We start from the raw sequence: 14,472 nt of genomic DNA, 5'->3' as shown, positions 1-14,472 counted from the left end.
CCACTGGCCTTCGCCGGCCTTCGGGCTGACGCTACTTTTAGAAACAGATTGATTACATGGCAAAACGCAGAGCTGCCTCTGACCCAGCAGCGGAGACCGAGGGAAAGACCAAACTGAGTAAAGAGAGTCTGCGCCGGGGACTGCAAGTGTTCCGGTTTGTCTTGCCTTACAAAACGAACTTCCTCATTGGGTTGGGCTTTCTGCTGTTCTCCAGCCTTACGTTTATGGCGTTTCCGGCCATTACGGGCATTTTGCTGGACGCCGCGGTGGGCAACCAAACCAACTTCTTCACCAATGACATTGACCTGATTGCGGCGTGCCTGTTTGGCGTGATTCTGCTGCAGGGCATTTTCTCGTTCTTCAGGGTATATTTCTTTGCGCGGGTTAGTGAGAATGCCGTGGCCGATGTGCGCCAGAGCCTCTATTCCCAGTTCATGGGCTTGCCGCTCACGTTCTTTGAGACCCGCCGCGTGGGCGAAGTCACCAGCCGCATCACCTCAGACGTAAGCTACATCCAAGACGGTTTTTCTATTACGCTGGCCGAGCTTTTCCGGCAGATTACCACGCTCTTGGTGGGCATCGGGTTTATCATGTACACCTCCGTCAAGCTGTCGCTGTTCATGCTGGCCACGTTTCCGGTGCTGGTGGTTCTGGCCATGGTGTTCGGGAAACGCCTGAAAAAACTGTCCAAGCGCACGCAAGATGAACTGGCCATCACCAACGTGATTGTGGAGGAAACCCTGCAGGCCATTCAGGTGGTCAAGTCCTTCACGAATGAACTGTTTGAGATTGGCCGCTACCGCACGGCGTTGCAACGGTCCGTGAAAACGGCCATTTCCACGTCGTTTTATAGAGGCGCGTTCATCTCTTTCATTATTGTGGGCTTGTTTGGCGGCATTATTCTGGTGATTTGGTACGGCGCCACCTTGGTGCAGCGCGGCGAACTCACACTGGGCGAACTCACGTCTTTTGTGCTCTACACCACGTTCATTGGGGCCTCGGTAGCCGGTTTAGGCGATTTATACGCCAAGGTGCAGGTGTCTTTGGGCGCGTCTGAGCGTATTCTGGAGATTCTGGATTTGCCCGTTGAGAACAAAGATTTTGGGTTGGTTCCTACCAGCGTGGCAAGGTTCAACGGCAGCGTGCGCTATCAGAACGTGGGCTTCTCCTACCCTACCCGGCAAGATTTACAAGTGCTGCAAGACATTGACTTCGAGATAAAAGCCGGCGAGAAAATTGCCCTGGTGGGTCCCAGCGGCGCGGGCAAGTCTACCATTGTACAGCTTTTGATGAAGTTTTACGCCGTAGACCAGGGCACCATTCTGGTTGACGGGCAGAACATCAATTTCATGCCGCTGCATGATTTGCGCAGCAACCTGGGCATTGTGCCGCAGGAAGTGCTCTTGTTTGGCGGCACAATAAGGGAAAACATTGCCTATGGAAAACCAGCCGCCACCGAGGAGGAGATTGTCTTGGCCGCCCAAAAAGCCAACGCGCTGCAATTCATCCAGAGTTTCCCAGAAGCGTTTGACACCGTGGTGGGCGAACGCGGCATTAAACTCTCAGGCGGACAGCGCCAGCGCGTGGCCATCGCCCGGGCCATTCTCAAAGATCCGTCTATTTTGATTCTGGACGAAGCCACCAGTTCCCTGGACTCTGAATCTGAGAAATTGGTGCAGGACGCCATGGATGAACTGATGAAAGACCGCACCACCATCATCATTGCGCACCGCCTGGCCACCATCAGAAAAGTAGACAAGATTCTGGTCATTGACAAAGGCCGCATCGCCGAACAAGGTACGCATGACGAACTTTCTGGCAACCCCGCCGGTATCTACGCCAATCTGTTGAGGTTGCAGTTCAACCAGTCTTAAGTCATTCTTTCGTTTTCGGGCTCATTTCCAAAAACGGAGCCAAAAACGGGTACCATGAAAATCCCCTCTCCCCCTGGGAGAAGGTTAGGGTGAGGGTGTAATTTCACAGTAAATGCTTTTTTAGTTTAAAAGAAATCTCCCTCATCCTAGCCTTCTCCCAAAGGGAGAAGGGACTGCGCCTTTACTATTTGAGAATTATCGAATTTATTTTTCCGTTTTCGGGCTCCATTCTGGAAATGAGGGCAAAAACGGAAATGTTTTTTTTATCATACCAGAAATAATATACGTCTGTTGAAGTATAAGTAGCAACGCTTTAGGGTTTTTGCGGCTGTTCTGGCAGATTAATACCTATTTTTATAATATTTCATTAAATTTTAACTGCGTTAATTGTTTATTTCATTTTTTAATTGAAATATTTGCGCCGAGGCGTCTGAGTAGATGCCTCTCTACCTTTGATATCTTTCTACCTCAATGAATAAAAAGTCGCTTTTATCTGTGGCCTCCGGCTCGGTAAAACGCTCCAGCCTTTGGAGTGCGCTTTTTTCTGTTCTTCCCAGAACAGTTTTTTCTACCCCCATTTACCTTTCCCGACCGAGGCGCTAGGCCACCGGCTCCAGTTGTTGGAAACAACCCACCCGGACTACGTGCAGGCCGCCCATAGCATTATTGGCGTCCCCCTTTTCTCTTTTTAAAAAATATCTAAAACATATACCCATGCGTATGTACGCTACGGCTGTACAGACACAGCCCATTGCATCCGTTTCCATGGAAACTTCCCAATCTGATTTCTCTGTGGTGGTGGCTTCTGAGGAGCACACCCCGTTCGCCCAGCTAATCTGTGACGAGATGGAGGCCTCTGCCAAGGCCCGCGGCACCGGCATTGCCAAGCGCAGCCCCGAGTACGTGGCCATGAAGATGACCGAAGGCAAAGCCGTCATCGCGTTTGACGCCGCTGGCAACTGGGCGGGCTTCTGCTACATTGAAACTTGGGGCCACGGCGAATACGTGGCCAACTCGGGCCTGATTGTGTCGCCGCACCTTCGCAAAAGCGGACTGGCCAAACGCATCAAGGAGAAAATCTTCGAACTGAGCCGCACCAAGTACCCCAACGCCAAAATCTTTGGGTTAACGACGGCATTGGCAGTCATGAAAATCAACTCAGACCTGGGTTACCGCCCCGTAACCTACTCAGAACTCACCAATGACGAGGAGTTCTGGAAAGGCTGCCGCAGCTGCGTCAACTTCGAGATCCTGACCGCTAAAGGAAGAAGTAACTGTCTCTGCACCGCCATGTTGTACGTTCCGCCTAAAAACAATGAGTGAAGTAGTGAATGATGGAATGAGTGAATATTTTTTCATTCACTCATTCCATCATTCACTACTTCACTCATTAAACATTCACTCATTCTCACCTTCACTCATTCACTCATTAAAATGAAAAAAGTAGTTCTCGCGTTCAGCGGCGGTTTAGACACATCGTTTTGTGTGAAGTACCTGCTGGAACAAGGTTATGAAATCTATTCGGCCATTGTGAATACCGGCGGCTTCTCTGAAGAGGAACTGGCGGAAATCGCCCGAAGGGCAGAGAATCTGGGCGTTACCCACCACGTAACCTTAGACGAAACCGACAACTACTACCAGTCTTGCCTGAAGTATCTGATTTTCGGGAATGTGCTGAAAAACAACACCTATCCCCTATCGGTTAGTGCCGAGCGTATTTCGCAGGCCATGGCCATTGCCAAGTACGCGAAAGAAGTGGGCGCCGAAGCGGTGGCTCACGGCAGTACCGGTGCCGGGAACGACCAGGTGCGGTTTGACATGGTGTTCAACATTCTCATCCCCAACGTGGAAATCATCACCCCCATCCGTGACCTTAAACTGTCCAGAGAGGAAGAGATTGCCTACCTGAAAGAGCGTGGCGTGGAGATGGACTTTCAGAAGGCGCAGTATTCAATTAATAAAGGCATCTGGGGAACCTCGGTAGGTGGCAAGGAGACGTTGACTTCGCACCAGGCTTTGCCGGAATCGGCCTACCCAACCCAATTGACCAAAGAAACGCCGGAGCGCATTACGCTGCACTTCAAAAACGGCGAGCCGGTTGGTTTGAACGATGAACTATTCGACAACCCGGTGCACGTTATTCAAAAACTGCAGGAGATTGCCGGAGCTTTCGCCATTGGTCGTGACATCCATGTGGGGGATACTATCATCGGCATTAAAGGACGCGTGGGTTTTGAGGCGGCTGCGCCGATGGTCATTATAAAAGCGCACCATGCGTTGGAGAAACACACGCTCACCAAATGGCAACTGTACTGGAAAGACAGCTTGGCCACCTGGTACGGCAATTGGATGCACGAAGGCCAGTTCCTGGACCCCACCATGCGCAACATTGAGACGTTTTTGACTGACACGCAGAAAACCGTGACCGGGAAAGTACACGTGTGGCTGGCACCTTACCGCTTCCAGGTGGAAGGCATTGAGTCGGAGCATGATTTGATGTCGTCTAAATTCGGTTCGTACGGCGAGATGAACAACGCCTGGTCTGGCGAAGACGTGAAAGGCTTCTCGAAGATTTTCGGAAACCAAACCATGATGTACCGCTTAATTAACGGCGAAGACGATGCAAAATAGCCTTATCAAGGTGGGCATCGTGGGCGGAGCGGGCTACACCGGTGGTGAACTCCTGCGCCTGCTGGTACACCATCCGCATGTTCACATCAGCTTCGTCCACAGCAACAGCCAGGCCGGCAAACCCGTCACCGCCACCCACACCGATTTACTGGGCGACTCGGATTTAGTGTTCACCAACGAGCTGGGCACCGACGTGGAGGTACTGTTTCTCTGCGTAGGCCACGGCGATGCGAAGAAATTCTTGGACGCCAACCCAATTCCGGACACGGTAAAAATCATAGATCTAAGTCAGGACTTCCGATTAACAGAAAAGTCTGCTTTTGGCAATCGCCAGTTCGTGTACGGACTTCCTGAGTTGAACCGTGACCAGATAAAAACTGCCGCCAACGTGGCGAACCCGGGTTGTTTTGCCACGGCCATTCAGTTAGCCTTGTTGCCGCTGGCGGAAAACGGTTCTTTGCCCGCAGAGGTACATGTGAGCGGCATTACCGGTTCTACAGGCGCGGGTCAGAAACTGGCCGAGACTTCGCACTTCAGCTGGCGCAACAACAACATCTCCAGCTACAAAGTCTTCGGGCACCAACATTTGCTGGAGATTACCGAAAGCCTTCAGGCATTGCAAAGCAATCTGGACACGGCTATCCGCTTCGTGCCGTACCGCGGGAATTTCAGCCGAGGCATCTTGTGCACCACGTACCTGACCTCAGATTTGAGTTTGGAAGAAGCCCAGCAACTGTTCAGGCAGTTCTACGCAGGCCATCCCTACACCATCGTCACAGACAAAAATCCAGATTTAAAGCAGGTGGTGAACACAAACAAATGCCTGCTGTATCTGGAAAAGCACGATGACCAACTGGTCATCACCAGCCTGATTGACAACCTGCTCAAAGGAGCCAGCGGCCAGGCCGTGCAGAACATGAACCTGCTGTTCGGGCTGGACGAAAGGGCGAGTTTGCAGTTGAAAGCGATTGGATTTTAGCTTTCCGTTTAGCAGCTGTTTTTCTTAAAACAGGCCGAAACTTGAAACAAAGCCTCAGCCACCGCTTCTTTTGTCATCCTGAAAGGACCTTATGGGCGAACTGTAAAAGCGTTTACTACAACACTACTATAGTTTGCTCACAAAGTCCTTTCAGGAGGAAAATGAAATAATTATACCTGGCGTGAATCAAACGTTCGCGCCAGCAAAAATATAAATTTCTGTTTTCGGCTTCATTTTCAAAAAACAGCCGCTAAACAGAAAAATCTGATGGCTTACATCTTGAATCTTACGTCTTCAACATGAACCTCTTCGACGTTTACCCCCTCTTTGATATCACGCCCGTGAAGGCCCTCGGCTCCAAGCTGTGGGACGAGAACGGCACCGAATACCTGGATTTGTACGGCGGCCATGCTGTCATTTCCATCGGGCACAGCCACCCGCATTACGTGAAGCGCCTTACGGACCAGCTGAACCAGATGGGTTTTTACTCTAACTCCGTGAAGATTCCGCAACAGCAGGAGTTGGCGGAGAAACTGGGCCAATTGAGCGGTTACGTAGATTACCATCTGTTCCTGATTAACTCCGGCGCCGAAGCTAACGAGAATGCCCTGAAACTGGCGTCGTTCCACACGGGTCGCAAGAAGGTGATTTCGTTCAGTAAGTCCTTTCACGGAAGGACCTCGGCGGTAGTCGCTGCCACCGATGACCCCAGCCTAGTGGCTCCGGTAAACGAGACGGAGAACATCATCTTTTTGCCATTCAATGATTCTGCCGCGGTGGAAGAAGCGCTGAACACCAATGAAGTGGCCGCCATCATTGTGGAAGGCATTCAGGGTGTGGGCGGTGTGAACATTCCTACCGCACCCTTTCTGCAGGATTTGGAAAAATTAGCCCGAAAGCATGGCGCACTGCTCATTCTGGACGAAATCCAATCGGGTTATGGGCGTTCTGGTAAGTTTTTTGCGCACCAGCACGCGGGCATCAAGCCAGATTTGATTACCATCGCCAAAGGTATGGGCAACGGTTTCCCGGTGGCGGGCGTCTTGATTTCCCCGGAAATTCCGGCCAAACACGGCATGCTGGGCACCACCTTCGGGGGGAATTACCTTGCCTGCGCCGCTTCTTTGGCGGTCTTGGAAGTGATGGAACAGGAGAACCTGATAGAAAACGCGGCCAATATGGGCGAGTACCTCATTGAAAAAGCCAAAGCCTTACCGGGCGTGCGAGAAGTCCGGGGCCAGGGCCTGATGGTAGGCATTGAGTTGGAAACACCCTGTGCTCCCCTCCGCAAAGCCCTGCTGGACGAGTTCCGCATCTTCACCGGCTCGGCCTCCAACAAAAACACCATCCGGATTCTGCCCGCCCTGAATGTGACGCAGGCCGAATTGGATAGATTCTTGGAGGCGTTCGTGGCTTTAGTAAATAAATAGACACCTCACCCCCGGCCCCTCTCCCACGGAGAGGGGAGTTTTAAAATTTGCGTTTTCGGCCTCTTTTCCTGAAATGAGACCGAAAACAGAAATCGTTTAATCAGGCCAAATGCCGGAAGTCCCTCTCCGCGGGAGAGGGATTTAGGGTGAGGTCAAATCGCACAAAAAATGAAGCAATTCACTTCCGTCCACGACGTAGAAGACCTAAACAGCCTGGTGCTGGAAGCGCTGGCGCTGAAGCAGAACCCATATGCGTTTGAGCACCTGGGCAAGCGCAAGACGCTGGGCCTTATTTTCCTGAACCCCAGCTTGCGCACCCGCCTCAGCACGCAGAAAGCGGCGCAGAGTTTAGGCATGAACGTGATGGTCATGAACATGGGCCAGGAAGGCTGGGCGCTGGAAACCCAGGATGGGGCCATTATGAACGGCACCACCGTGGAGCACATCAAAGATGCCGCCGCCGTGATGGGCCAGTACTGCGATGTGCTGGGCCTCCGCTCCTTCCCCAAACTGCAGAACGTGGTCGAAGATTACTCGGAGGAAATTCTGAAGAAGTTCATCCAATACGCCAAGGTGCCCTTCGTTAGCCTGGAATCGGCCACGCGTCACCCCTTGCAAAGCCTCGCTGATTTGGTCACCATCACAGAGCATGCCCCGCAAGGCCGTCGGCCGAAGGTGGTCTTGACCTGGGGACCGCACGTGAAAGCCTTGCCGCAGGCGGTACCTAACTCGTTTGCCGAGTGGATGTGTGCCGCTGACGTGGATTTCGTGATTACGCACCCCGAAGGCTACGAACTGGACCCGCAGTTCACCAACGGCGCCACCATCACCTATAATCAAGCGGAAGCGCTAGAAGGTGCCGATTTCATTTACGTAAAGAACTGGTCCACGTACCAGCCCAACTACGGTGCCGTGCTCACCCAAGACGCCAGTTGGATGCTCACCAATCAGCACCTGGCGCCCACCAACAACGCCAAAGTGATGCATTGCCTCCCCGTGCGCCGCAACGTGGAACTCAGCGACGAAATCCTGGACGGCCCGAACTCTTTAGTGGTCAACGAAGCCGCCAACAGGGAATTCGCCGCGCAGGCGGTGCTGAAGCGGTTGCTGGAAGGGATTCAGTAAAAGTAGCCAAAGACCTCACAGGTTTTGAAAACCTGTGAGGTCTTTGGCTACCTCTCTGTCATCCTGAAAGGGCCTTATGGGCTAACTAGACAGACCGTTAAGACATGCAAAAAGCTGTTTTCGGCCTGTTTTTCAGAAAAGAGGTCAAAAACAGAAATGTAGTAGATAGCCTCCGCTTGTCTAATTCGCCCACAAGGTCCTTACAGGATGACAATAAAGGGTGAGGAAATCTAGCATCTTACTCGTCGCTGTTCGGGATTTCCAATCCCGAACTCCCTGGTTGCGGATTTCTAATCCGCCGGGAACCACGAGCGAAATGGAAGAAACGGGGATTAGAAATCCCCGACAGAATGCTTCCGGATTAGAAATCCGGAAGAGCGAGATTGGAAATCCGGAAAAGCAAGAGAGAGCTAAGTGAGCGGTTTGAAGGATAAGTTAAAAAATCTCGAATCGTGCTACTTAATACGCGATACTTGATACCTTTAAAGTCATGCAGAAATTAAACGTCATTAAAATCGGCGGCAACGTTTTGGACAACGCAGATAACCTGGAGCGGTTCCTGACCGACTTCGCGCTCCTGCCCGGCCTGAAGGTGCTGGTGCACGGCGGTGGGGTCATCGCTTCTGAAATTGGCAAGAAAATGGGCATGGAACCCATCCTGATTAACGGCCGCCGGGTCACCGACGCGAACACCCTGCATCTGGTGACCATGGTGTATGGTGGCTTACTGAACAAGAACCTGGTGGCTCAATTGCAGGCCCGGCGCTGCAACGCACTGGGGCTCACCGGCGCTGATGCCAACGTCATCCCCGCCCACAAGCGCCCCGTAAAAGACATTGACTATGGTTTCGTAGGTGATGTGGAAAGTCCTGAGCAGGTGAACATCACGTTTTTGGCGTCATTGGCAGAACAAGGCATTGTGCCGGTGTTCGCGGCCCTCACCCATGACGGCGAAGGCAACATGCTCAACACCAACGCAGACACCATCGCCTCTACCCTGGCCGTGGCCTTGAGCCAGAATTTTGAGGTGAACTTGGTGTACAGTTTCGAGAAGAAAGGCGTGCTCCTGGATGTGGAGGACGAAACCAGCGTGATTCCCCACCTACAACCCGACTACTACGCCGAGCTGAAAGAAAAAGGCGCCATCTTCGCGGGCATGCTTCCTAAGCTGGACAATGCGTTTGTTGCACTTGAGGCAGGCGTAAACGCCGTCATCATCGGCCACGCCGCCGATATTCAGGACATCGCCGCAGGCGGAAATGCGGGCACGAGGATTACGCTTTAGCCTCACCCCCTAGCCCCCTCTCCAGTAGAGAGAGGGAACTCCGCTGATGCGTTTGGGGATTGTTTTGCAGGGAAGGGCTTAAATGGTCAAAAATATACACGAGTCTAATAATTCGTGCCGAAAAATATTGGAAACAAAACCTGTTTTAAGTCTTATTTACAAAAACGAGGCCTAAAACGCGAGTACAGTAACAACCGCTTTACCGGAGTTCCCCCTCTCTACTGGAGAGGGGGCTAGGGGGTGAGGCCATGAAATTCAGCCAAAACATCGGCTACAAAATAGGTAAACCATGAGTGAACAGTACAAGAAAATAGCCATTCTGGGCGGCGGAAACATGGGAATCGCGCTGGCGAAGGGCATGGTGGCCGCCGGGAAATACCGCGCCGAAGACATCACCCTTACCCGCCGCAACACCAAGCTGTTAGACGCAATGGTGGCGCAAGGCTACCGCGCCTCCAGCAACAACGCGCTGGCCGTGGCCGAAGCCGACATCATCGTGCTCAGCATTCTTCCGCAACAACTGGACAGCGTGCTAGACAACATATCCGAGAGCATCGACCCCAGCCGGCACCTGTTCATTTCCATTGTGACCGGCGTGGCCGTGACGGATATTATCACGCGCATAGGCAAAGTGGTGGAAGTGGTGCGCGCCATGCCCAACACCGCCATCGCCATTCAGGAGTCTATGACGTGTATCGCCAGCAAAAATGCCTCGCCAGAGAACATGGCCTTGGTGAAGGAAATCTTCTCGGCCGTGGGCGAAACCGTGGAGATTGAGGAAGAACTGATGTCCTCAGCGACGGCCTTGGTGGCTTGCGGCATCGCGTTTTTTCTGCGCTCCATAAGAGCGGCGGCCCAGGGCGGCACCGAGATTGGTTTCCACGCCGGTGATGCGCTGCGCATGGCAGCCCAGACGGCCAAAGGCGCCGCTTCCCTCCTGCTACACTTCGGCAGCCACCCCGAGAACGAGATTGACAAAGTGACCTCGCCCAAAGGCTGCACCATTGCCGGCCTCAATGAAATGGAGCACAACGGCTTCAGTTCCGCCATGATTAAAGGCATCAAAACCTCGGCCCAAAAAGCGGAGAAGTTGTATACGGATGAAAAGTAGAGACCAGGCAACGCCTTTTCTCCCATGCATTGACTTGCCTCGCCACGTACTTCTGTTTTAGGCCTGTTTTTCAAAAAAGAGGCCGAAAACAGAAATGCTTGAATCAGCAAAAGTAAACATCCCCCTGCGCCCCCTTCAAAGGGGGAGTATCAGATAAAGTAGTCCCATTAAATGACCAACACTTTGTATCAAGACGCCCTCGCGTTACTCCAGCAATTAATTTCCATCCAGTCTTTCAGCCGTGAGGAGGCGGAGACGGCTGAGGCCATTGCGCAGTTCCTCCAGGCGCGGGGCGTGGAAATTCACCGGAAGGAAAATAACGTCTGGGCCTTTAACCGGCACTACAACCCTGCTTTACCCACGGTGCTGCTGAATTCACACCATGATACTGTGAAGCCGCACCCCAGCTGGACGTTTGACCCGTTCACGCCCACCGTGCTGGATGGCAAACTTTATGGCCTGGGCAGCAATGACGCGGGCGGGTGTCTGGTTTCCTTGATAGCCACCTTTCTGCATTTCTATGAGCGGCAGGATTTGAAGTATAACTTGGTGCTGGCGGCTACCGCCGAAGAGGAAATATCTGGCAGAAACGGTATTGAGCTAATCTATCCGGAGTTGGGCGCGGTGGAGTTTGCGATTGTGGGAGAGCCTACGCAGATGCATTTGGCCGTCGCCGAAAAAGGCTTGATGGTGCTGGATTGCGTGGTTAAAGGCCAGGGCGGCCATGCAGCCCGCGAGGAAGGCGTGAATGCTATCTATGAGGCGCTGCCTGATATAGAATGGTTCCGCACATTCCGCTTCCCGAAGGAGTCTAGCTTTCTAGGACCAGTGAAAATGAGCGTGACCGTGATTCAGGCCGGTTCACAGCACAACGTGGTGCCTGACCAATGCAAATTCACCGTGGATGTGCGGATGACCGATGCCTACCAGCCCGAGGAAGTGTTTGGCATCATTCGGGAGCACGTGAAGAGTGAGGTGACGCCCAGGTCTACCCGTTTGAGGCCCTCGTCCATTGACCGGGAGCATCCCATCGTGCTGTCGGGTGTAAAGCTGGGAAGGAACCTGTACGGTTCCCCTACCACCTCAGACCAGGCGCTGCTGAACATTCCTTCTTTGAAGATTGGCCCCGGCGACTCGGCGCGGTCGCATACCGCCGACGAATTTATTTACCTTTCCGAACTGGAAGAGGGCATTGCCCTTTACATACAATTATTGACACCCGTAATTACCGCTTAGCATGAAACTCTGGCAAAAAGAAACCTCCGTAGCGCAGAACGTTGAGAAATTCACCGTAGGCAAAGACGCCGAAATGGACCTGCAACTGGCTCCTTTTGATGTGCTGGGCTCGCTGGCGCACACGCGCATGCTGGAGAGCATCGGGCTCATGGAGCCGGAAGACCTGGCCGCCGTGCAGCGCGAACTCAAGGAAATCTACAAAAGCATTGAGCGCGGTGAGTTCGAGATAGAGCCGGGCGTGGAAGACGTGCACAGCCAGGTAGAACTTTTGCTCACGCGTCGCCTCGGCGAAGCCGGCAAGAAAATACACAGCGGACGTTCCCGCAACGACCAGGTGCTGGTGGACCTGAAACTGTTCATCCGCCATGAAATCCGGCAGACCGTGGAGGCGGTGAACACGCTGTTTACCACTTTGCAGGAGCTGAGCGAAAAGAACAAAGACATGCTATTGCCCGGTTACACGCACTTACAGGTGGCCATGCCGTCTTCGTTTGGGTTGTGGTTTGGGGCTTACGCCGAAAGTCTGGTAGATGACCTGCAACTCCTGCAAGCGGCATATAAAATCAGCAACAAGAACCCGCTGGGCTCGGCGGCGGGGTACGGAAGTTCCTTCCCGCTCAACCGCCAGATGACGACGGATTTACTGGGCTTCGAGGCGCTGAACTACAACGTGGTGTACGCGCAGATGGGCCGCGGCAAGACCGAGCGCAGCGTGAGCATGGGCTTGGCTTCTATTGCGAGTACCGTGGGCCGCATGGCCATGGACGTGTGCCTGTACATGAGCCAGAACTTCGCCTTCGTGACGCTGCCAGATGAACTGACTACCGGTTCCAGCATCATGCCGCACAAGAAAAACCCCGACGTGTTTGAAATCATGCGCGGCAAGTGCAACCGCCTGCAGGCCCTTCCCACCGAGATTCAGATGCTGCTGGGCAACCTGCCCTCCGGCTACCACCGCGAATTGCAATTGCTCAAAGAAAGCTTCTTCCCGGCCTTCATAGAAATCAGGAACTGCCTGGAGATGATGACCTTCATGCTCCCGCACCTGAAGCTGAACCCAGACATCCTAAAAGACGAGAAATACCAGTACCTCTTCAGCGTGGAAGTGGTGAACAACCAAGTACTGAGCGGCGTGCCGTTCAGAGATGCTTACAAAAACGTGGGTCTCGCCATTGAGAAAGGCGAATTTGCTCGCCCAGAAGAAATAAAGCACACCCATGAAGGCAGTATTGGCAATTTGTGCACCTCGGAGATTAAAGGGTTAATGGATGAGGTGTTGCAGGGCTTCCAGTTTGAGAAAGTGGATAAAGCGATAAAAGAGTTGCTGGCGTAGGGGCCCCACCCCAACCCCTCCCCAATGGAGAGGGGCTTTTTGGCTGATGCGTTTTTGGGCTCGTTTTTGTTAATTGGCGCGAGACTCGGATCTCGTGACTTAGGATGAAGCAAGTCTCCAGGCTCGCCGAGAGCGAAAAGCAGATTACCATAATGGCGCGACTGTTCTTTTCCACGCCTTGCCGAATCAATGAGGCTCGGAAATAACTTTCGCGCCATTGGAAGTGCAGGAGCGAGCTCCGGCATGCTAATTCTCGGGAACGTGTCATTCAGCATGCATCATCATCCCCCTACCCCCTTCAAAGGGGGATTCAATGCGTGAAACTATAAGTAGGAAACTCCGCTGATGCGTTTTTGGCTTCATTTCTGGAAAACAGGCCGAAAACAGAAAAAAGGTGTTCCCCCTCTCTACTGGAGAGGGGGCTAGGGGGTGAGGCTTTACACCTTTACCAGCATCTTGCCCTGGTTCTGGCCGGTGAACAAACCCAGAAAAGCATCAGGAAGTTGGTCAAAGCCTTGCAGAATGGTTTCCTGATAGTGGAGTTTGCCTTCTTTGACCCAGGCGCCTAACTGCTGCATGGCCTCGGGGAAGCGGGCGTGGTAGTTGCTCACGATAAAGCCTTTGATGAGCGCGCTGCGGGTGAGCACCAGTGGCAGGAACCGGGGGCCCTGCTGGGGTTTTTCGTCGTTGTAATGGGAGATCTGGCCGCAGATGGCCAGACGGGCGTGGAAGTTAATGAGGGTGATAACGGCATCGGTGATTTCACCACCCACGTTGTCAAAATAGATAACCACGCCGTTGGGGCAGGCGGCTTTGAGGTCGGCGCGCAGGTCTTGGGTGGTTTTGTAGTTGATGACCTCGTCGTAGCCGAATTCCTTTTTCAGCAGCTCAGCTTTTTCATCTGAGCCCGCCAAACCTACCACGCGGCAACCTTTGAGCTTGGCAATCTGCCCGACCACCATGCCCACGGCCCCGGCCGCCCCAGACACTACTACTGTTTCGCCTTCCTTCGGCTGCCCGATGTCCAGCAACCCGAAATAGGCAGTTAAGCCGGGCATGCCCAGAATTCCTAAGTAGTAGCTGGCGGGGGCAAGACTGGTGTCTATTTTCTGGAGTTTCTTCGCGTCGGCAACGGATTGGGTGGCCCAAGGCAAGGCGCCCAGCACCACATCGCCGGGTTGCAGGGCTTCGCTCTTTGATTCCACTACTTTGGCTACTACCCCGCCTTCCAGGGGCGCGTCTACCTGGAACGGGGGCGTGTAGGATTTGGCATCGTTCATGCGGCCGCGCATGTAGGGGTCAACGGAGAAAAACTGCGGCTCCAGCAATACTTGGCCCTCCTTCAGGGCGGGCAATTCTATTTTCTCAAACCTAAAATTCTCTTTGGTGGGGTTTCCTTTCGGCCGGTTGGCCAAGACTATCTGTGTTACTTCCATGGTGTTTCTGTACAATTTTTCGGCTTGCTTAA

The 14,472-nt window shown here is 53.1% G+C and carries 10 protein-coding genes and 1 pseudogene; 10 read left to right on the top strand and 1 reads right to left on the bottom strand.

All coding sequences use genetic code 11. The annotated features are described in order from the left end of the window. Positions 1-56: 56 nt before the first annotated feature. From IMY23_RS18110 to argH, 10 genes and pseudogenes are all read left to right on the top strand, one after another. Positions 57-1,874 (top strand): ABC transporter ATP-binding protein, encoded by a 1,818-nt coding sequence (locus IMY23_RS18110; RefSeq protein WP_192823425.1) that lies wholly within the window; start codon positions 57-59, stop codon positions 1,872-1,874. A 765-nt stretch (positions 1,875-2,639) separates the two neighbouring features. After that, positions 2,640-3,185: pseudogene (locus IMY23_RS18105) on the top strand (GNAT family N-acetyltransferase); the annotation flags it as partial. A gap of 123 nt (positions 3,186-3,308) precedes the next feature. Then, positions 3,309-4,505 (top strand): argininosuccinate synthase, encoded by a 1,197-nt coding sequence (gene argG / locus IMY23_RS18100; RefSeq protein WP_192823424.1) that lies wholly within the window; start codon positions 3,309-3,311, stop codon positions 4,503-4,505. Further along, entirely contained in the window at positions 4,495-5,484 is a 990-nt protein-coding gene (argC, locus tag IMY23_RS18095; RefSeq protein WP_192823423.1) for an N-acetyl-gamma-glutamyl-phosphate reductase, read from the top strand. Before argG ends, argC begins: the two co-directional genes overlap by 11 nt. Before the next feature lie 299 nt (positions 5,485-5,783). Further along, positions 5,784-6,914 carry an aspartate aminotransferase family protein gene (locus IMY23_RS18090; RefSeq protein ID WP_192823422.1) on the top strand — a complete coding sequence of 377 codons (1,131 nt, stop codon included), beginning with the start codon at positions 5,784-5,786 and terminating at the stop codon, positions 6,912-6,914. A gap of 168 nt (positions 6,915-7,082) precedes the next feature. Continuing rightward, complete coding sequence (locus IMY23_RS18085) at positions 7,083-8,039, top strand: acetylornithine carbamoyltransferase (protein WP_192823421.1); 957 nt, start codon at positions 7,083-7,085, stop codon at positions 8,037-8,039. Between the two features lie 490 nt (positions 8,040-8,529). Beyond that, entirely contained in the window at positions 8,530-9,324 is a 795-nt protein-coding gene (gene argB, locus IMY23_RS18080) for an acetylglutamate kinase (protein ID WP_192823420.1), read from the top strand. 289 nt (positions 9,325-9,613) lie between these two features. Then, positions 9,614-10,435: a pyrroline-5-carboxylate reductase gene (gene proC, locus IMY23_RS18075; protein WP_192823419.1), complete on the top strand. Its 822-nt coding sequence runs from the start codon at positions 9,614-9,616 to the stop codon at positions 10,433-10,435. Between the two features lie 171 nt (positions 10,436-10,606). Further along, a complete protein-coding gene (locus tag IMY23_RS18070) occupies positions 10,607-11,671 on the top strand; it encodes a M20 family metallo-hydrolase (protein ID WP_192823418.1) in 1,065 nt (354 codons plus the stop codon). Between the two features lies 1 nt (position 11,672). Next, a complete protein-coding gene (argH, locus tag IMY23_RS18065) occupies positions 11,673-13,004 on the top strand; it encodes an argininosuccinate lyase (RefSeq protein WP_192823417.1) in 1,332 nt (443 codons plus the stop codon). A 437-nt stretch (positions 13,005-13,441) separates the two neighbouring features. On the opposite strand, the gene IMY23_RS18060 is transcribed toward argH, so the two are convergent. Further along, on the bottom strand, positions 13,442-14,440 hold the full coding sequence (locus tag IMY23_RS18060) for an NADP-dependent oxidoreductase (protein WP_192823416.1): 999 nt from the start codon (positions 14,438-14,440) through the stop codon (positions 13,442-13,444). Between the last annotated feature and the right edge of the window lie 32 nt (positions 14,441-14,472).

The sequence above is a fragment of the Rufibacter sp. LB8 genome (genome assembly GCF_014876185.1).
GTDB lineage: Bacteria > Bacteroidota > Bacteroidia > Cytophagales > Hymenobacteraceae > Nibribacter.
The sequence above is the reverse complement of the archived record's forward strand: the minus strand, read 5'-3'. Positions and strand labels throughout refer to the sequence as shown.

Coding starts and splice junctions, on each gene's coding strand:
- argB (WP_192823420.1), top strand. CDS start 8,530: ATGCAGAAATTAAACGTCATTAAAATCGGCGGCAACGTTTTGGACAAC.
- IMY23_RS18090 (WP_192823422.1), top strand. CDS start 5,784: ATGAACCTCTTCGACGTTTACCCCCTCTTTGATATCACGCCCGTGAAG.
- argG (WP_192823424.1), top strand. CDS start 3,309: ATGAAAAAAGTAGTTCTCGCGTTCAGCGGCGGTTTAGACACATCGTTT.
- IMY23_RS18110 (WP_192823425.1), top strand. CDS start 57: ATGGCAAAACGCAGAGCTGCCTCTGACCCAGCAGCGGAGACCGAGGGA.
- IMY23_RS18070 (WP_192823418.1), top strand. CDS start 10,607: ATGACCAACACTTTGTATCAAGACGCCCTCGCGTTACTCCAGCAATTA.
- IMY23_RS18085 (WP_192823421.1), top strand. CDS start 7,083: ATGAAGCAATTCACTTCCGTCCACGACGTAGAAGACCTAAACAGCCTG.
- IMY23_RS18060 (WP_192823416.1), bottom strand. CDS start 14,440: ATGGAAGTAACACAGATAGTCTTGGCCAACCGGCCGAAAGGAAACCCC.
- proC (WP_192823419.1), top strand. CDS start 9,614: ATGAGTGAACAGTACAAGAAAATAGCCATTCTGGGCGGCGGAAACATG.
- argH (WP_192823417.1), top strand. CDS start 11,673: ATGAAACTCTGGCAAAAAGAAACCTCCGTAGCGCAGAACGTTGAGAAA.
- argC (WP_192823423.1), top strand. CDS start 4,495: ATGCAAAATAGCCTTATCAAGGTGGGCATCGTGGGCGGAGCGGGCTAC.